The sequence below is a fragment of the Burkholderia sp. Bp9016 genome, from assembly GCF_003857765.1.
Lineage (GTDB): Bacteria > Pseudomonadota > Gammaproteobacteria > Burkholderiales > Burkholderiaceae > Burkholderia.
In genome coordinates this window covers 72,315-89,791 of record NZ_QTPY01000015.1, presented here as the reverse complement: position 1 = coordinate 89,791, position 17,477 = coordinate 72,315, and the positions used below count along the sequence as shown (strand labels likewise).

Genomic DNA, 17,477 nt, shown 5'->3' with positions numbered 1-17,477 from the left:
GTGAAATGATTTAATCGCTTCGGTAGTGGGGGAAAACCCTTGACTATCAACCACTTCGAACGGATTTTCATCTCCGGGCCTTGTAAATGGCGACTCCATTCGAGCAAACTAGCGACGGAATGGAAAGTCGTGACGGAAAATCCAACTCAGAAGTGGGGCGTGTGATGCGAGACAAGGAAGAGAAACGCGTCGACAGCGGCCGCCGTACCTGGCTGATTGCGACATCCGTAGCAGGTGGCGTAGGAGGCGTGGCCACCGTCATACCTTTCGCGGCGTCGCTGGCGCCGTCCGCAAAAGCAAAAGCGGCCGGCGCGCCGGTCGAGGTCGACATCAGCAGCCTGAAACCCGGCGAGATGGTTACCGTGCCGTGGCGCGGCAAGCCGGTCTGGATCCTGAATCGCACCGACGACATGCTGGCCGACGTGGTCAAGGCCGACAAGGAAGTGGCCGATCCGACCACGAAATCCCCGTATTCGATGCCGTTGCCCGCGTATTGCGCGAACGAATACCGTTCGCGCACCGATCGCAAGAACATTCTCGTCGTGATGGCCGTATGTACGCACCTCGGCTGCACGCCAAGCCAACGCTTCACGCCGGGTCCGCAGCCGAACCTGCCGGACGACTGGCCAGGCGGTTTCCTGTGCCCGTGTCACGGTTCGACCTACGACCTCGCCGGCCGTGTGTTCAAGAACAAGCCGGCGCCTCAGAATCTCGACATCCCGCCCTACATGTTCACGTCGGCGACGACCATCGTGATCGGCAAGGACGAGAAAGGAGAAGCGTGATGGGTGCCGACAATAAAGAAGTCTCCACGACAGGTCTCACAGGCTGGATCGACCAGCGCTTCCCGCTCACGTCTACCTGGAAAAAGCACGTTTCCGAGTACTACGCGCCGAAGAACTTCAACTTCTGGTACTTCTTCGGCTCCCTCGCACTGCTCGTGCTCGTCAACCAGATCGTCACGGGCATTTTCCTGACGATGAACTACAAGCCCGACTCGACGCTCGCGTTCTCGTCGGTCGAGTACATCATGCGTGAGGTGCCATGGGGTTGGCTGATCCGCTACATGCACTCGACCGGTGCGTCGATGTTCTTCGTCGTCGTATACTTGCACATGTTCCGCGGGCTGATGTACGGGTCGTACCGCAAGCCGCGCGAGCTCGTGTGGATCTTCGGCTGCGCGATCTTCCTTTGTCTGATGGCGGAGGCGTTCTTCGGCTACTTACTGCCGTGGGGCCAGATGTCGTTCTGGGGCGCGCAGGTGATCGTGAACCTGTTCTCGGCGATCCCGTTCGTCGGCCCGGACCTGTCGCTGTGGATTCGCGGTGACTACGTCGTGTCGGATGTCACGCTGAACCGGTTCTTCGCATTCCACGTGATCGCGATCCCGCTCGTGCTGGTCGGCCTCGTGATAGCGCATCTGGTCGCACTTCACGAAGTGGGGTCAAATAATCCGGACGGCATCGAGATCAAGGCGAAGAAGGACGAGAACGGCATTCCGCTCGACGGCATCCCGTTCCATCCGTACTACTCGGTGCACGATTTCTTCGGCGTCTGCGTGTTCCTGATGGTGTTCGCGCTGATCGTGTTCTTTGCGCCGGAGATGGGCGGCTACTTCCTGGAGTCGAACAACTTCGTGCCGGCGAACCCGCTGCAGACGCCGCCGGAGATTGCGCCGGTCTGGTATTTCACCGCGTTCTACGCGATGCTGCGCGCGACCACCGACCCGTTCAAGATCGTGCTGATGATCGTGATCGCGCTGCTCGGCGTGCTGGCGTTGATCCGTGCGCGCGGCAAATGGAAGGCCGGGCTGCCGGTGCTGGCCGCGGCGATCGTCGTGTTCATGTTCCTGACGGAGTCGAAGTTCTGGGGTGTCGTCGTGATGGGCTCGGCGGTGATCACGCTGTTCTTCCTGCCGTGGCTCGACCGCAGCCCGGTGAAGTCGATCCGCTACCGGCCGCTGTTCCACAAGGTGTTCCTCGGGATCTTCGTCGCGGCGTTCCTGACCCTCGCGTTCCTCGGCACACGGCCGCCATCGCCGGCTGCGACGCTGATTGCGCAGGGCTGCGCGCTGATCTACTTCGCGTTCTTCCTCGGCATGCCCGTCTGGACGCCGCTTGGCACGTTCAAGCAGCCGCCGGAGCGGGTGCGCTTCAAGCCCCATTAACGCGAGCGAGGAGAGAACGACATGAAGAAACTGCTTTCGACGCTCGCGCTGATCGGGGTGACGGCCGTTGCGCTGCTCGCGGCGCCGGCCGTACGCGCGGAAGGTAATTTTCCGCTCGACCGGGCGCCCGATAACACGGAAAATCTCGTTTCGCTTCAACACGGCGCGCAATTGTTTGTAAACTATTGCCTGAACTGCCACAGCGCGAACCTGATGCGCTACAACCGTCTGACGGATCTGGGCATATCCCAGAAGGAGATCGAAACGAATCTCCTGTTCACGACCGACAAGGTCGGGAACACGATGTCCGTTGCGATGCGGCCCGAAGACGCGAAGAACTGGCTCGGCACCACACCGCCCGACCTGTCGGTCGAGGAGCGGGCGCGCGGCCGCGACTGGCTGTATACGTATCTGCGCGGTTTCTACCGCGACGATACGCGGCCGACCGGCTGGAACAACGCGGTGTTCGAGAACGTCGGCATGCCCAACGTATTGTGGCAGCTGCAGGGGCAGCGGACGGCCAAATTCGAAGACAAGACGGACGAGGAGACGGGCGAGAAGGTCCACACGCTCGTCGGCTTCCAGCAGGTCACGCCGGGGACGTTGTCGCCGGCGGATTATGATGCTGCGGTTGCCGACCTGGTGGCCTATATGACATGGATGGCCGAGCCGGCACAGCAGACCCGCAAACGTCTCGGCGTGTGGGTGCTGATCTTTCTCGGTGTCCTGACTTTCCTGGCCTGGCGGCTCAATGCCGCGTACTGGAAAGATATCAAGTAAACACGCCTGACCGGCGTGGGGCCGGCGCAAGGCGAAACCCGTGAAAGGGGTTGCGCCGCGTGCCGGCCCTCGGCTTTTTTGAGGAAACGCAAATATGATGGTTCTGTATTCCGGCACAACTTGCCCGTTCTCCCAGCGTTGCCGGCTGGTGTTGTTCGAGAAGGGCATGGACTTCGAAATCCGTGACGTCGACCTGTTCAACAAGCCGGAAGACATTTCGGTGATGAACCCGTACGGTCAGGTGCCGATTCTGGTCGAGCGCGACCTGATCCTGTACGAATCGAACATCATCAACGAATACATCGACGAGCGCTTCCCGCATCCGCAGCTGATGCCGGCCGATCCGGTGCAGCGTGCGCGTGCGCGCCTGTTCCTGCTCAACTTCGAGAAGGAACTGTTCGTTCACGTCAGCACGCTCGAGAACGAGAAGGGCAAGGCTGCCGAGAAGAACCACGAGAAGGCACGCCTCGCAATCCGCGATCGCCTGACGCAGCTCGCGCCGATCTTCGTGAAGAACAAGTACATGCTCGGCGAAGAGTTCTCGATGCTCGACGTTGCGATCGCGCCGCTGCTGTGGCGTCTGGATCACTACGGTATCGAACTGTCGAAGAATGCCGCGCCGCTGATGAAGTACGCGGAACGGATCTTCAGCCGTCCGGCCTATATCGAAGCACTGACGCCGTCCGAAAAGGTCATGCGTCGTTGATGATGCAATGAGTGCATGACGGAGCGGGCGGCGCGGCGTGCCGCGTGCTCGCTCCGGGTTCGAGGATTGTGATGCAAGAGATTTCAACGAAGCCTTATCTGCTGCGCGCGCTGTACGAGTGGTGCACCGATAACGGTTACACGCCGCATATCGCGGTGAGGGTCGACAACTCGACGCGCGTGCCGCGTCAGTTCGTGCGTGACGGCGAGATCGTGCTCAACATCAGCTTCGAGGCGACGAGCCAGCTGCAGATGGGTAACGAGTGGATCGAGTTCACTGCCCGGTTCTCCGGGAAGGCGCACAAGATCGAGATTCCGGTGGCCAACGTGCTCGCGATCTATGCGCGGGAGAACGGTCAGGGGATGGCGTTCCAGGTCGATGCGGTGGCCGGCGAGGCCGAGGATTCGGGGGCATTCGAAGACGATGCCGCGCAGGCGGCCGACGATGGCGCGTCGCGCGACGCGTCTTCGTCCCCGTTGACACCCGTCGCCGACAGCGGCGCGAACGAGGAACCCTCCGAAGGCGCCGACGAACCGCCGAAATCCGATGGAGACGGGTCGAAAGGCAGCAGCAGACCTCGCCTCAAGATCGTGAAATGAGGTACAATCTTGGGCTTACGCCGGCTTAGCTCATCTGGTAGAGCAGTTGATTTGTAATCATCAGGTGGCGGGTTCGAGTCCTGCAGCCGGCACCAAATCCGAAAAGGGGTTACGCGATGTTTGCGTAACCCCTTTTTTCGTTTCTGCCCCAACTCTACGAGACGTCGAATTCGCGTTGGGTTGAAGGCAAATTGGCCGCGATGTGCGGTAAACGCTCAAGCTGGCGCGGCGAGAGCCGGAATCGACGCACGCGTTTCCCGATCTTCGGGATAGACGTCCGTCACATCTGCCTGAACAACCCCGCATACGCGCGACTGACCGGCAACATCTCCCGTTGCCCGCGCACGCGAATCCGCAGCCTTCCCAGCAAGTCGCGTTCGACGCGGTCGATCGCTGCGTATGCAACGATCACCCCGCGATGCACCTGCGCGAATCGTCCCGAATCGAGCCGCGGCATCAGTACCTTCAACGGCGTGCGAATCACGAGTCGCTCGTCGGCTGTCACCACTTCGGTGTATTTGTCCGACGCCTGAAAATACAGCACGTCGTCGACCGCAACGAGTCGCGTCGCATCCTTCACGCCCACCGTCAACCAGCGGATCGGCGCCGCGTCGCGCGATTGCGCTGCCTGCACGAGCGCATCGGCGTGTGCGGCTGCCGGCCCGCCGCGCTGCAGCTTCGCGATACAGCGCAACAGTCGCTCGTCCGTAACCGGCTTCAGCAGGTAATCGACCGCCGCACGATCGAACGCATCGACCGCATATTCTTCGTAGGCCGTGACGAACACGACATGCACGTCGGGCACCAGCGACGCAAGCTTCAACCCGTCGATGCCCGGCATCCGGATATCCAGAAACGCGATGTCCGGGCGCGGCGATGCATGCAACGCGGCAAGCGTTTCGACACCGTTGCACGGCATCGCGACGATCTCCAGTTCGGGCCAGAGTTGGCGCAGTCGCTGCGCAAGCAAGGCCAGCAGGTTCGGTTCGTCGTCGGCGATGAGGGCGGTCGGCATGTCAGTCGAGCGGAATCAGCAGGACGGCGGCGACGCCATGCGTGGCATCGGCGTTCGTTTCGATGGCTACGCGGGCGCGTTCGCCGTGCAGCGCCCTGAGGCGCGCGGCGACGTTGGCGAGTCCGACGCCGCCATGCAATTGCGACACGCCGCTCCCGAGGCCGACGCCGGTATCGAGCACGCTCAATTCGAGTTGCTCGCCGTGTCTGCGTGCGTGAATCGCGATCTCGCCGCCGGCGATCGACGGCTCGATCCCATGCAGCAACGCGTTTTCCACGAGCGGTTGCAGCAACAGCGGCGAGAACGGCAGCGCACGCAAATCCACCGGCACGTCGATGGCATACGAGAGGCGTTCGCCGAGCCGGATCGATGCGATCTTCAGCAGCGCCTCGACGAGTTCGAGTTCTTCGCCGAGCGTCGACGTCGCGTCGCGTGTGCGGCGCAGGCTCGCACGCAGGTAGCGGTTCAGGTTGTCGAGCATCGTCGACGCGCGGGCCGGGTCGCACTCGATGAGGCTCTGCACGTTCGCGAGCGTATTGAACAGGAAATGCGGTTCGATCTGCGCCTGCAGCAGCGCGAGGCGTGCAGTCGTTTCGGCCTGGCGGGCTTCGGCGGCCTGACGGCGCTCCGTTTCCAGCGTCGCGCGCATGCGCAGCGATTGCAGGAACAGCGACACGCAGACGAACAGGATTGCCGAGACGAGGAACGACGGGCCATAGTTGTCCCATGTGACGATGCGGTCCGATCCGAACACATGCGGCACCTTCCCGCCGACGATCGCGGCCGCGATCTCGAAACCGGCGAAGACGCTGACCGGTGCGATCACGATCGCCTTCAGCGCGAGCCCCGGCGTGCTCGGCAGCAACCGGTTCGCGGCGGTACTCAACAGCAGCGCACAGAACCCGATCACGTTCGAGACGACGAGATAGGGGACGACGGGTTCGTCAACGTGAATGATCCAGAAGCCCAGGCCAACTACCGAGTTGAAGCATGCAAACCCGAGCAGCGCTGCCGGATCGCGCAGCCAGCGCGGTGCGCCGACGGCTGGCATGGGCGGTATCGTCGAAGTAACCGGTCGGGTGGTTCGCATGGTGTCGAATGAAGGTGGACGCACGATACGCGCATGGCGTGACCTTACTGCCCCATGCATAGATCGAGGGCGAATTGCGACGAACGGGGCGCGGCTTCGACGAAGCGCTCCGGGTGCCGACGACTGGGCGATGGGCCGATTGCCGCCACGAGTGTAGAGGAAGGCGGGCGTAAGGGCATCATGCGTCGCGGCAATCGGCCGATGAAAGGTGCTGTCTTCGGGCATCGCTGGCTGTCGGCATCCGGAGCCGAGCGATCATCGCATCGAATCCCTGAGCAATCATCGCCGTCACGCGCGATTCGTCCGCGCATTCACGCGCCCTGTCGCAACTCCAGCCGCGCCGCGCACCCTCGCGGTACGGTGTTGCCGTGTTCAACCCGATCCGGTGATTCCGATCATGTCCACGCTCTTTCACCTGAAGCCATACGCGTACGTGCTGTTCTGCATGCTGCTCTATATCGGCATCAAGCGCTGTTTTCCGCGCGAAGTACCCGCGGCGCGACCGCTGGTCTCACCGGTTGTGTTCGGAATGGTCGGCCTCGTCAGCCTGAACGGGCTTTTTCCGTTTGCAGGAGCTGGAGCGAACGTGCTTGCGCTGGCGTCCGTCGCGGCGGGTGCCGCACTGGGCTGGCTGCATGCGATGCGCTGGCAGCTCCGGTACCGCGCGACGCAGTCGGGCTTGCGCGTGCGCCTGCCCGGTGATGCGAGCCTGCTGGTCACGCTGATGCTCACGTTTGTTGCAGAAACCTTTCTGCATTACGCGGCAGCAGTGCACGCGCCGTGGGCTGAGACGCCCTGCTTCGTGATGCTGGCGTTCGCGGTATGGGGCGTGCTCGTCGGGATGCCGCTCGGGCGCGCGGTCAACGTGGTCGTGCGCAGCATGCGCGAGGCCGGTGGGATGCATCGAAACGGCATGGCTTATCCGGTCGATTCGCGATGAGTAGGTGAGGCCGAAAATGGTCGGCGAGGGCCGCGAACAGGACGGTGTTGACGAACCAGAAACCAGGGCGGGATCGAGCAAACATGGGCGTGCAGCGCACGCCGTTGCGCCCCTGTTTTCCTGTCACGCCTGCGTCACGATGCGCCCCTAACGTTGCACGTTCCCGTCGCAGTGCCAACGCCGCGAACGGGTATGCGCTTGCCGCCCACGACGCCGTGCCCGCGTCGCGCGCGGTCCCCGGGATCTCGCTTCCGGTGACGCATCGACCATGTACCGCACCATTCCATTCGAAAACACGATCGACGTCGGTTCGAATCGAATCGCACCCGATCAGGAGACAGGGGCCATGTTGAGTCCGCATGAATTTTCGATGCTGCTGCGCATTGCGCGCTCGCCGGACGGCGTCGACCCGACGAACCCGGCCTTCGCCGTGCTCGTCGAAAAGCGGCTGGTCGACGATACGCAGGTGCGTGTGAATGCCGTCGCCGTGCGCCCGGCGCTGACGCCGATCGGACAACTGTTGCTTGCCCGCTTCGACGAAGCGGCTTGAGGGAGGGGAGCGGAACCGCAGACGAGCGTCACGCCTTCGCCGCAGCGAAGAACGTGACGCATTGAAAGCACGGGAAACCGCTTACTGCGCGACCGGCACGGTCACGTCGCTGCCGAACCAGTGCATCGAGATCTTCTTCAACGTGCCGTCCTTGCGCAGCGAATCCAGTGCATCGTTGATCGCCTTCTCGAACTTCGGATTGCCCTTGCGGAACGGGATCGCCATCTCCTGCTTGCCGCCGTTCAGTACCGCGCCAGCACGCAGCGGCAGGTTCGACGTCTTGATCATGTACGGCAGCATCAGGCGGTCGTCGAGCGTCGCCTCGATCCGGCCGGCGGCGAGGTCGCGCAGCTTTTCCGGCGCGCCCGGATACGTCTGCACCTCGATGCCCGGCACGCCGCGCGCCATCTGGTCGTAGTTGGTGCCGAGCGTCACGCCGAGCTTCTTGCCCTTGAAGTCCTCGAGCGACTTGAAGTTGCGCGTGTCGTCCTTGCGCTGGATCAACTGCGCGGCCGAGTACGTGTATGGCTCGCTGAAGTCGAGCGCTTCCTTGCGCTGCGGCGTGATCGTGACCTGGTTGACGATCACGTCGAACTTGCCGGCCTGCAGCCCGGCGATGATGCCGCTCCATTCGGTCGGGACGAACTGCGTCTTCACGCCGAGCTTGCCGGCGACCGCATTCGCGACGTCGACGTCGAAGCCCTCGAGTTGCCCCGACGTGCCGCGCGAGTTGAACGGCGGATACGTGCCTTCGAGGCCGACGCGCAGCACGCCGGCTTTCTTCACCGAGTCGAGCAAATCTTCCGCGTGTGCGGCGACGGCCGTGAAACCGAGTGCCGACGCGAGCAGCAGGCCCGACAGCAGAAGCTTCGAACGTTTCATCACAGATCTCCAGTTGTTCAGTGTGGTGTTGGGGCGCCGGGCATCAGCGTGCCCGGGCTGGGCCGGAATGCGGGCACGTAGACACTACTCGCAACCGCGCCGCGCCGGAAGTCGAATTGGCCCTGATTGCAGTCGATTCCCGGGGCGGGGGGCGGCAATGCCGTGTGACGACCCGGCCCTCGGGCAGCGAGCGATCGCTTGAACAGTCCTCCCGGCATGTTCGGAATACGCTTGAAAATACTCTCTTAAATCAGGTTGTTTTTCCGATTCGCGCAGTAATTTTTCTGTAAAAATTGCGCGAGCGAAATCGCTCAGCGCGCCATCCGAGGGCGCGTCAGAAGAAGAAAAGGCCGTTGCCATGAACATGCAGAACACTGTTGCCGCGTTGCGCGGCGGGTTGCTTCAGCAGGGCCGGCTGCTAACCTGCAGGCGTTCGCGCCGCTCTCGCCGGAAACCGTGCGCTTCTGCCGTAGCGGCGCGGCGAGTGAAGCCGATGCGTTCACGCAATGGTCGGGCTCGCGTACGTTGCAGGGCGTGACGCGGTCAACGCGAACGTTCGACTACAAGAATCCGGCGCAACCGTTGAACCCGAAGGGCAGTACGCTCCCGACGATGGGCGATCAGGGTGAATTGCCGGATCAGCTTGAAGTCTACGAGTACACTGGTGCGTACACGTATCTGGACCAGACGCGCGGCGACCATCTCACGAAAATCCGGATGGAGGAGTGGGAGTTGCAGGCGAAGCGCTTCCACGGCGCGGGCGGCGTGCGCGCGATCGATGCCGGCCGGCGCTTCACGCTCGCGGATCATCCGGAGCACGATCGCGATCCGGCCGATCAGCGCGAATTCGCCGCGATCGACATCGCATGGTGGATCGAGAACAACCTGCCCGCTGCGAGCAGTAGCGCGGATTTTCCGTACAGCCTGCGCGAAGCGTTGACGCAGGCGCAGGAAGGTTACGGTGCCGACTCCTCGTTTCGCGTGCCGCATGATGACGGTTCGGTCGGCTTCTATCTCGTCGAGGTCGAGGCGCAGTGCGTAAACGTGCCGTATCGCAGCCCGTTCGAGCATTACAAGCCGAAGATGCATCTCGAGACGGCGATCGTCGTCGGGCCTCAGGGCGAGGAAGTCTATACCGACGAGTTGAACCGGATCCGTGTGCAGTTCGTATGGGATCGGCTGAACCCGGGCAACGAGAATGCATCGTGCTGGGTGCGGGTCGCAGGGGCGGCCAACTACTAACACGAGCTCGCGGCTCATCGTATAGAAACGGCCTACCCATCCGAAGTGCTTCCCGGTGGGTGCCCCATGTCCCGGATGGTCACGCCATACGCTCAAACCACTCGGCGCGGGAACGCGAGGCACCGGCTATATCATGCCGGTTACGAACGCCATTGAGTCGCTGCACATGCAGCTTCGGAAGATCATCAAGGCGCCGCGGCCGCTTCCCGTCAGATGAGGCCGCGCTCAAGCTGATCTGGCTGGCGCTACGCAATGTGCTGGCCAAGACCGTACGGGCCGCCTTCGACTGGAAATCGGCGATGAACCAGTTTGCTATCCTGTTCGGAGACCGATTTATGCAGGCGCGTGGATAACGTGCTGCTCAACCGCCTCGCCCACAAAAATGCGGACAGGTTCTGGGGCCGTGCAAGAAAGGCCACCCCCGAGCCAACCCGCGTGCACGAAATTGGCATAATCACGGCTCGCTGACACGAGCGCTGTGACACCGGCACTTTCATGCACCTGCCATATCGCCGCTCCTGCGTATTGATTCCAGTCCAGTTAAAACCGCAATACCCATGTCGATCACCCCTGCGACCACCGCATCGCTGCAACACATTCTCGAGCACCCCGGCGACTTCTCCGGTTGGCTCTGCCTGCCGCCGATGCCATGGACGCTCGATACAGAGGGCGCATTCATCGAAGACGCCCGGCAAGCCGAAGCCGACACCGACACCGACACCCCTCCCACCACCGCCCCCCAACCCGGCTGGCGCGTCACGCTGAAAAGCGCGACGATCGAGGACATCGTGATCAACGCGCATGACCAGGTCGACGAACCGAGCGTCGCGCAACTCTTCGACGCATTCGTCTTCTACGTCGACAACGATGAGTTCATTCTGCTCTGACGCCGCGCGCCCTGAGCCACAGTAAAAAAGGACCGCCAAGCGGTCCTTTTTTCATGAAGTATCAGCAGCCCACCCCTCAAGGCAACGAAATCGTCAAATTAGCCGACTCCGGCCCGACCTTGATGATTTGCGAGTAAGGCGCCAAAGCCTGCAGCGTCTTGTCCTTCAGATACGTATTGAGCCCGAGATACCCGAGCAGTGCGACGAGCGCGAACACCGCTCCAATCGCCCAAACCGGCACCTCACGCTTCAACCGGTGCGCAATCTGATCCGGCAGCGGCCAATGCGGTGCAAACGGCGCCCGCTTGCCCTTCATATGCGCGATCTCGTCGCCCAGCCGCGCAGTGAGATAAGCCAGCTTCTCCGGCCCTTCGAGCAGATACTTGCCCTGGAACCCCAGCAGCAGGCACATATGAAACACTTCGAGCGACTGCAACCGCGCCGCGCCTTGCGCGCGACATTCCTCTAGATACTGAAAGAATTTCTCCCCGGCGAGCTGCTCGCCGAACAACACGAGTTGCAGCGGCCGGCGTTCCCAGTCGGTGCGGATCTTGAACTGCGACGACAGCACCATTTCATCGACGGCCGCGCAGTACGCGAACTTCGCGCCGTACACGTCCTCGGCGGGAATGTTCAGCTTCTTCGCCCCACGCTCGAAATCCGACAGGAATTCCTGGATCTTCGTGCTGAATTCGCTCGCGCTATCCGGCTCCCGCCCGTTCTTGAGCAGGAACAGCATGAAGAACCCGTCGTACAACAGATCGAGCAGCGAGCGAGCCTGGAACGCGGCGTCGGTCGATGCCGGGGTGTGCATGGGGGCCGGCGCATTGTCGCCGAACAGGGAAGGCGCGTAGCTCATGATGTGACCGCGATCAGTTCGAATTTCAGGTCATTGATGCCAGTCGGCGCGTAGATCATCGCGGACTGGGCCTGCAGCATGCGCTCGTACAGCGCGCCACGCGAATCGAGCGAGAAATAGCACGCGCCCGGCCGCACGGGAATCGCGGGCGGCACCTGCGGCGTGTACGACAGCCGCACGCCCGGCATCGCCGACAGCACGAGCTTATCGACGTCGTCCGGCGCGCCGACCTTGAAGCGGGCCGGCACCGCGTCGATGAGCTCGACGTTCGGCATGTCCGCGGATACCGCCAGATAGAACTCGGTCTTGTCGTCGATCTTGCCCGAATCGAGGCGCCCGAGATGGAACGACGGACGCACTTCGTCGAGCGTGATCGCGAAGTAGCGCGTGGAGATCACGGTGTCGAGCAGCTCGCGCAGCATCAGATCGAGACGTGCGAAGCCCGGGCCGGGATCGTCGTGCCGGTAGACGGGCAGATCCGCGAGCGTGTAGCCCTTCGAGAAGGTCATCAACTGGCCGGCGAGACGCAGCAGCTCCTGGAACAGGCGCTCCGGATGCAGCGCGGCGTGCTGATGCAGATGCGCGAGCGTCGCAAACGCGGCGTTCGCGGTGTGCAGCAGCCAGAACGACGCGATGTCGCCGGAGCGGAACTCGATGATGTTCTTCGACGGCTCACGATGAAAACCGTACAACGCATTGACCTTCGCCTGCAGCGCATCGACCAACTGGCGCAGCCGCTGGTGCAGGATCGGTGATGCCTCGATCGCGAGGCACGGCGGCACGAAGCTGTCGTCGATCTCGAAGCCGGATGTCGCGGTGCGGCGCACGCGCACGAGCGGCACTGACAGCAACTGGTCGCGCGGCTCGCTATGCGCGATCAGCTTGACCTGCGTCTTCAGGAACGTGATGTCGGCTTCGGCGGCGTCGGTGAAGTTGTCGGCGACGCTCGTCTGCTCGCTGACGAAGCGCGTCATGAAGCCGGCGGCCGGATCGTCGCTGTAGTTGGTGCCGTTCTCGCGCAGCGGATGCAGCGCGAGATAGAACACGAATTCGTTGATGCCGTCAGGCAGCGTGTCCAGCGCGATCGGCGGTGGCAGGTCGTCGGCCTGCGGCGCGGCATACAGCGCGCCGTCCGGGAACACGAGCGCGAGGTCGGCGACACGCAGCACGTTGCTGCCGAGCGCATCGCGGTCGATGCGCACCGAGCGCACGCCCCAGTTGTACGGCTGGATCGCCTGGATGGATTCGAACAGGCGCGCCTCATGGTAGGCGTCCTGCCGCTGAAAGTGTTGAGGCCGGAGGAACAGCCCTTCCCCCCAAAGCACCTTGGCCGAATAACTCATGTCAAATCCGGTTAATGTGGCGTTGCGATGTAATCGATTTGTTCGTGCCCGAATTAATCGCCAATTTGTTAACTCTTGTTAATTGACATTCGTGCGTCACGTTTAACCGCAGGTGACCGACGAAAGCAAATTCAGCGGTTGCGAAGGCGCACCCTGTTGCGGTGCGATGACCGAGCCGTCGGTGACCGTCATCGCGCAATTATGCAGGCCGATGATTATGCCGGATTTCTCCGACTTCGCCGGGTCGAACGTCAGTTTCCATCGCTGGAGTGCGGGATCCCGGAACAATGCGACGATGCCGAACGCCTGCGCTTCACGCGACACCTTTTCGGTTGCCGTATAGCGCTGGCCCGGAATCAGCGTGATTTCGCGCACGTTCAGCAGATCGGCGCCCAATGCGGCCTTTTCCTTGGTCGGATCGGTGAATGCGTCGAACGGCGCTTGCTGGAACGATGTCGGATCTTTCAGTGCGTAGAGTCTCACGACCAATGCTAGTGGCTTGTGGTCGTTCGCGGCGTTGAGGTTGGGCGCGGCCGCAAGCGTGAGGCCGATGTTGCGCGGGGGTTTCTGCGCGTCGGGCACGTCGGGCTTGCCGATGCCGGCCGCCTGCATGACGGCGCTCGCGGCCGAGCCGAGCAACGGAGCGGCCGCACATCCGGCCAGAAGTGCGCAGGCAATCAGTGGCAGCGCATAGCGAATCATGGACGATCTCATCGTATTTCCGGCGTGCCGCCTTTTGCTCCCTGTCAAAACTGCCGGGTATTTCCGCGTTGTTGCGAATGTCCCGCTTATCTGCCGTTCAACTATTAAGCGCGCATGCGCTGCGATGCGCTTCCGGAAAATTTTTCCGCAACCAGCTCGCGACGCCGTCAAATCAGTAAAACTTGCGCATTTCGATCGAAACGAAAGCCCGCGAGAGGCTGCTGCCACAAGCGTTTCGAGAGGGTAGCGCACGGATTTAAAAGGAATTACTCTGCACGCAGCGATTGAATTATGAAAAATTGATCGGTACTATACCCGCGCGCTTCTTGCAAAGCAAAAGAACCAGATTCTCAACGATTTTAATACTCACGCGCCGGTGGATATAACGATGAAAGACCGTCTCTTCGCAAAAATGTCTGGGGTAGTGCTGGCCTGCGGCGTGATCGCCGGTTGTGCAAGCCAGCCGCCGGCGCCGCCGACTGCCGAGGTGTTCAACAAGTCGCTGGCCGATGCGGACGCCGTTGCGAAGTCGGGGGACCAGGACAAGGCGCTCGGCCTGTACCAGCAGCTCGCGAAGTCGGATCCGACGCGCGAGGAGCCGTGGTCGCGCATCGCGCAGATCCAGTTTGCCCAGAACCACTATGGCCAGGCGATCGTCGCGGCACAGGAAGCGCTGCAGCGCGATGCGACCGACCGCCAGGCGAAGAGCGTGCTCGCCGTCGCGGGTCTGCGGATCGCGACGCAGTCGCTCGGCGAACTGCGCCAGGATTCGTCGCTGGCGGGCGACGCGAAGTCGGATGCGCAGGCGCTCGCCAAGCAGTTGCGCGACACGCTGGGCGAATCGGCGCTGTTCCCGCCGGAGCAACGGGTTGCGAAGACGCGCCCGCCGCGTCGTGTGATTCATCGTCCAAAGGCCGGTGCCGCAGCGGCAACCGAGGCAGCCGCCGCTGCAACCACCGCGCCGACGCCGCCCGTCGCACCGCAGAAGGGTGGCGCCGACCCGTTCAGCGCGCTTCGCTGATCGATTGACGCGACAAAACCACAACTAACCTGGGAGCCGTCGAGATGGCCAAGAAAGAAAGCATTCAGAAAAGCTTGCAGAAAATACGGCCGCCGCGCGTCCAGCTGACCTACGAGGTCGAGAAGGGCGACGCGATCGAGGTGAAGGAACTGCCGTTCGTCGTCGGGGTCGTCGGCGATCTGGCGGGCCAGTCGGAAGTCGAGCAGCCGAAGCTGCGCGATCGCAAGTTCGTCAACATCGACCGTGACAACTTCGACGACGTGATGAAGGCGATCGAGCCGCGCGCGGCGTTTCAGGTGGAAAACCGCCTGAGCCCGGAAGGCGGCAAGTTCGCGGTTGACCTGAAGTTCCGTTCGCTGTCGGATTTCAGCCCGGACGAAGTCGTCGAACAGGTCGAGCCGCTGCGCCGCCTGCTCGAGGCGCGCTCGAAGCTGGCCGACCTGCGCAACAAGCTCGCCGGCAACGACAAGCTCGAGGATCTGCTGTCCGAGGTGCTGAAGAACACGCAGCAGCTGCAGGAGCTCGCGAAGGGCACGGGCGGCGACAAAGACGGCGAATGACGACGGAGTGTTGAGATGAACCAGCAAACGGCTGCGGCCCAAGCGAGCGGCGCGGAATATGCCGCCGGGACTTCGCTGCTCGACGACATCGTCGAGAAGAGCAAGGTCGCGAAATCCGATTCCGAACATGCACGCGCGAAAGACCTGATCGGCGAACTCGTGCATCAGGTGCTCGACGGCACGGTGATCGTGTCGGACAACCTGTCGGCGACGATCGACGCGCGCGTCGCGGAGCTCGACCGCCTGATCTCCACGCAGCTGTCCGCGGTGATGCACGCGCCGGAATTCCAGCGCCTCGAAAGCACGTGGCGCGGGATGGACTACCTGGTCAAGGAAAGCAACACCGGCCAGACGATCAAGATCAAGGCGCTGCACGCGCCGAAGCGCGACCTCGTGCGCGACTTCAAGGGCGCAAGCGAGTTCGACCAGAGCGCGCTGTTCAAGAAGGTCTACGAAGAGGAATTCGGCACGTTCGGCGGCTCGCCGTTCGGTGCGCTGATCGGCGATTACGAGATCTCGCGCCAGCCGGAAGACATGTACTTCATCGAGCAGATGTCGCACGTCGCGGCAGCCGCGCACGCGCCGTTCATCGCGTCGGCGTCGCCGGAGCTGCTCGGCCTCGAGTCGTTCTCCGACCTCGGCAAGCCGCGCGACCTCGGCAAGGTGTTCGACACGGTCGAATACGCGAAGTGGAAGTCGTTCCGCGATTCGGAAGACTCGCGCTATGTCGGCCTCACGCTGCCGCGCTTCCTCGGTCGCCTGCCGTTCAATCCGAAGGACGGCCAGACCGCGGAGAACTTCAACTTCGTCGAGGACGTCGACGGCACCGAGCACGACAAGTACCTGTGGTGCAACGCGGCGTGGGCATTCGCGGCACGCCTGACGGCGGCGTTCGACGACTTCGGCTGGTGCGCGGCGATCCGCGGCGTCGAAGGCGGCGGCCTCGTCGAGGACCTGCCGACCCACACGTTCAAGACGGACGACGGTGAAGTCGCGCTGAAGTGCCCGACCGAAATCGCGATCACCGATCGCCGCGAGAAGGAACTGAGCGACCTCGGCTTCATCCCGCTCGTTCATTGCAAGAACTCGGATTACGCCGCGTTTTTCGCCGCGCAATCGGTGCAGAAGCCGAAGAAATACAGCACCGACAGCGCGAATGCAAATGCCGTCCTGTCCGCTCAGCTTCAGTACATCTTCTCGGTATCGCGCGTTGCGCACTACCTGAAGGCGATGATGCGGGACAAGATCGGTAGCTTCGCATCGGCGCAAAACGTGGAGACTTTCCTCAACCGGTGGATTTCGCAGTACGTCCTGCTCGACGACAACGCATCGCAGGAACAGAAGGCGCAATTCCCGCTGCGCGAGGCATCCATACAAGTGTCGGAGATTCCGGGCAAGCCGGGCTCGTATCGTTCGGTCGCGTTCCTGCGCCCGCACTTTCAGCTCGACGAACTCTCGATTTCTCTGCGACTTGTCGCTGATCTGCCCAAACCGGCAAATTCATAAGCGAGTAAATCGCCCGGGCGGGCCGCCTGGGTAGGACGTTAAAACCACCTCTTTGGGGAGTCGAAGGGCCATGTTACATATGCACTTGCAGTTTGGTAGTCCGGCGGTGAAGGGCGAATCCGCGGACAAGGACCATCAGGGCTGGATCGAACTGAAATCGTGGGATCACTCGATCGTTCAGCCGCGTTCGGCAACGGCATCGACCGCAGGCGGTCACACGATGACCCGCTGCGAGCACGGCGACATGATTTTCACGAAGGAAATCGATTCGTCGAGCCCGCTGCTGTACCAGCACGCATCGGGCGGCACCACGTTCGATGAAGTCACGGTTCATTTCTCGCGCGCGGACGGCGAGGGCAAGCGCGTCCAGTATCTGGAAGTGAAGCTCAAGTACGTGATCATCTCGAGCATCGCGCCGAGCGTTCGCGAAGAAGGTCTGCCGCTCGAGACGTTCTCGCTGAAGTACGCGGCCGTGCAGTGGAAGCAGACCCAGCAGAAGATCGGCGGCAACCAGGGCGGCAACACGCAAGGCGCCTGGAGCCTGACGAAGAACGACAAGACCTACGCGGTCTAAGGTCGGTTGCGGCAACGGGGCGCTCGGCGTCCCGTTGCCGTTTTCGCTGTGCGC

Annotated in this window: 18 protein-coding genes, 1 tRNA gene and 2 pseudogenes; 15 read left to right on the top strand and 6 right to left on the bottom strand. The window is 62.5% G+C overall.

Annotated features, from left to right (window positions below; all coding sequences use genetic code 11):
* Positions 1-164: 164 nt before the first annotated feature.
* The 6 genes from petA (at position 165) to DIE13_RS19435 (ending at position 4,347) form a co-directional block, all read left to right on the top strand.
* Positions 165-785: a ubiquinol-cytochrome c reductase iron-sulfur subunit gene (petA, locus tag DIE13_RS19460; protein WP_124828651.1), complete on the top strand. Its 621-nt coding sequence runs from the start codon at positions 165-167 to the stop codon at positions 783-785.
* Positions 785-2,167, top strand: a complete 1,383-nt coding sequence (locus tag DIE13_RS19455; protein WP_124828650.1) for a cytochrome bc complex cytochrome b subunit — start codon at positions 785-787, stop codon at positions 2,165-2,167. Before petA ends, DIE13_RS19455 begins: the two co-directional genes overlap by 1 nt.
* Positions 2,168-2,188: 21 nt before the next feature.
* A complete protein-coding gene (locus tag DIE13_RS19450) occupies positions 2,189-2,947 on the top strand; it encodes a cytochrome c1 (RefSeq protein WP_124828649.1) in 759 nt (252 codons plus the stop codon).
* A 94-nt stretch (positions 2,948-3,041) separates the two neighbouring features.
* Positions 3,042-3,653: a glutathione S-transferase N-terminal domain-containing protein gene (locus DIE13_RS19445; protein ID WP_006400565.1), complete on the top strand. Its 612-nt coding sequence runs from the start codon at positions 3,042-3,044 to the stop codon at positions 3,651-3,653.
* Between the two features lie 71 nt (positions 3,654-3,724).
* Positions 3,725-4,252: a ClpXP protease specificity-enhancing factor gene (locus tag DIE13_RS19440; RefSeq protein ID WP_124828648.1), complete on the top strand. Its 528-nt coding sequence runs from the start codon at positions 3,725-3,727 to the stop codon at positions 4,250-4,252.
* A gap of 19 nt (positions 4,253-4,271) precedes the next feature.
* Positions 4,272-4,347 (top strand) — tRNA-Thr (locus tag DIE13_RS19435).
* A gap of 185 nt (positions 4,348-4,532) precedes the next feature.
* Here the strand turns inward: DIE13_RS19435 and DIE13_RS19430 are convergent.
* Positions 4,533-5,267 carry a LytTR family DNA-binding domain-containing protein gene (locus DIE13_RS19430; RefSeq protein WP_124828647.1) on the bottom strand — a complete coding sequence of 245 codons (735 nt, stop codon included), beginning with the start codon at positions 5,265-5,267 and terminating at the stop codon, positions 4,533-4,535.
* 1 nt (position 5,268) lies between these two features.
* Positions 5,269-6,291 (bottom strand): sensor histidine kinase, encoded by a 1,023-nt coding sequence (locus DIE13_RS19425; protein ID WP_390678825.1) that lies wholly within the window; start codon positions 6,289-6,291, stop codon positions 5,269-5,271.
* Positions 6,292-6,754: 463 nt separating this feature from the next.
* Between DIE13_RS19425 and DIE13_RS19420 the strand changes: the two genes are divergently transcribed.
* Together DIE13_RS19420 and DIE13_RS19415 are read left to right on the top strand one after the other, a co-directional pair.
* Entirely contained in the window at positions 6,755-7,297 is a 543-nt protein-coding gene (locus DIE13_RS19420) for a hypothetical protein (protein WP_124828645.1), read from the top strand.
* A gap of 346 nt (positions 7,298-7,643) precedes the next feature.
* A complete protein-coding gene (locus tag DIE13_RS19415) occupies positions 7,644-7,847 on the top strand; it encodes a hypothetical protein (protein ID WP_124828644.1) in 204 nt (67 codons plus the stop codon).
* An 81-nt stretch (positions 7,848-7,928) separates the two neighbouring features.
* On the opposite strand, the gene DIE13_RS19410 is transcribed toward DIE13_RS19415, so the two are convergent.
* On the bottom strand, positions 7,929-8,729 hold the full coding sequence (locus DIE13_RS19410; protein WP_124828643.1) for a transporter substrate-binding domain-containing protein: 801 nt from the start codon (positions 8,727-8,729) through the stop codon (positions 7,929-7,931).
* A gap of 420 nt (positions 8,730-9,149) precedes the next feature.
* Between DIE13_RS19410 and DIE13_RS19400 the strand changes: the two are divergent.
* From DIE13_RS19400 to DIE13_RS19390, 3 genes and pseudogenes are all read left to right on the top strand, one after another.
* Positions 9,150-9,950, top strand: a pseudogene (locus DIE13_RS19400) (type VI secretion system Vgr family protein); the annotation flags it as partial.
* A 151-nt stretch (positions 9,951-10,101) separates the two neighbouring features.
* A pseudogene (locus DIE13_RS19395) lies at positions 10,102-10,324 on the top strand (transposase); the annotation flags it as partial.
* A gap of 204 nt (positions 10,325-10,528) precedes the next feature.
* The gene (locus DIE13_RS19390) at positions 10,529-10,858 is read left to right on the top strand and encodes a hypothetical protein (RefSeq protein WP_124828641.1); all 330 of its coding nucleotides are present in this window, start codon (positions 10,529-10,531) and stop codon (positions 10,856-10,858) included.
* A gap of 76 nt (positions 10,859-10,934) precedes the next feature.
* On the opposite strand, the gene icmH is transcribed toward DIE13_RS19390, so the two are convergent.
* The 3 genes from icmH to tssJ form a co-directional block, all read right to left on the bottom strand.
* The gene (icmH, locus tag DIE13_RS19385; RefSeq protein WP_096504317.1) at positions 10,935-11,717 is read right to left on the bottom strand and encodes a type IVB secretion system protein IcmH/DotU; all 783 of its coding nucleotides are present in this window, start codon (positions 11,715-11,717) and stop codon (positions 10,935-10,937) included.
* On the bottom strand, positions 11,714-13,060 hold the full coding sequence (tssK, locus tag DIE13_RS19380; RefSeq protein ID WP_124828640.1) for a type VI secretion system baseplate subunit TssK: 1,347 nt from the start codon (positions 13,058-13,060) through the stop codon (positions 11,714-11,716). Before tssK ends, icmH begins: the two co-directional genes overlap by 4 nt.
* 102 nt (positions 13,061-13,162) lie before the next feature.
* Positions 13,163-13,774 (bottom strand): type VI secretion system lipoprotein TssJ, encoded by a 612-nt coding sequence (gene tssJ / locus DIE13_RS19375; RefSeq protein WP_124828711.1) that lies wholly within the window; start codon positions 13,772-13,774, stop codon positions 13,163-13,165.
* A gap of 376 nt (positions 13,775-14,150) precedes the next feature.
* Between tssJ and DIE13_RS19370 the strand changes: the two genes are divergently transcribed.
* The 4 genes from DIE13_RS19370 (at position 14,151) to DIE13_RS19355 (ending at position 17,423) form a co-directional block, all read left to right on the top strand.
* Positions 14,151-14,783, top strand: coding sequence for a tetratricopeptide repeat protein (locus DIE13_RS19370; protein ID WP_124828639.1), 633 nt, complete (start codon positions 14,151-14,153; stop codon positions 14,781-14,783).
* 44 nt (positions 14,784-14,827) lie between these two features.
* Positions 14,828-15,343 carry a type VI secretion system contractile sheath small subunit gene (tssB, locus tag DIE13_RS19365; RefSeq protein WP_044845930.1) on the top strand — a complete coding sequence of 172 codons (516 nt, stop codon included), beginning with the start codon at positions 14,828-14,830 and terminating at the stop codon, positions 15,341-15,343.
* A 15-nt stretch (positions 15,344-15,358) separates the two neighbouring features.
* Positions 15,359-16,849 carry a type VI secretion system contractile sheath large subunit gene (tssC, locus tag DIE13_RS19360; RefSeq protein WP_006751237.1) on the top strand — a complete coding sequence of 497 codons (1,491 nt, stop codon included), beginning with the start codon at positions 15,359-15,361 and terminating at the stop codon, positions 16,847-16,849.
* A 70-nt stretch (positions 16,850-16,919) separates the two neighbouring features.
* Positions 16,920-17,423, top strand: coding sequence for an Hcp family type VI secretion system effector (locus DIE13_RS19355; RefSeq protein WP_006477093.1), 504 nt, complete (start codon positions 16,920-16,922; stop codon positions 17,421-17,423).
* Positions 17,424-17,477 lie beyond the last annotated feature (54 nt).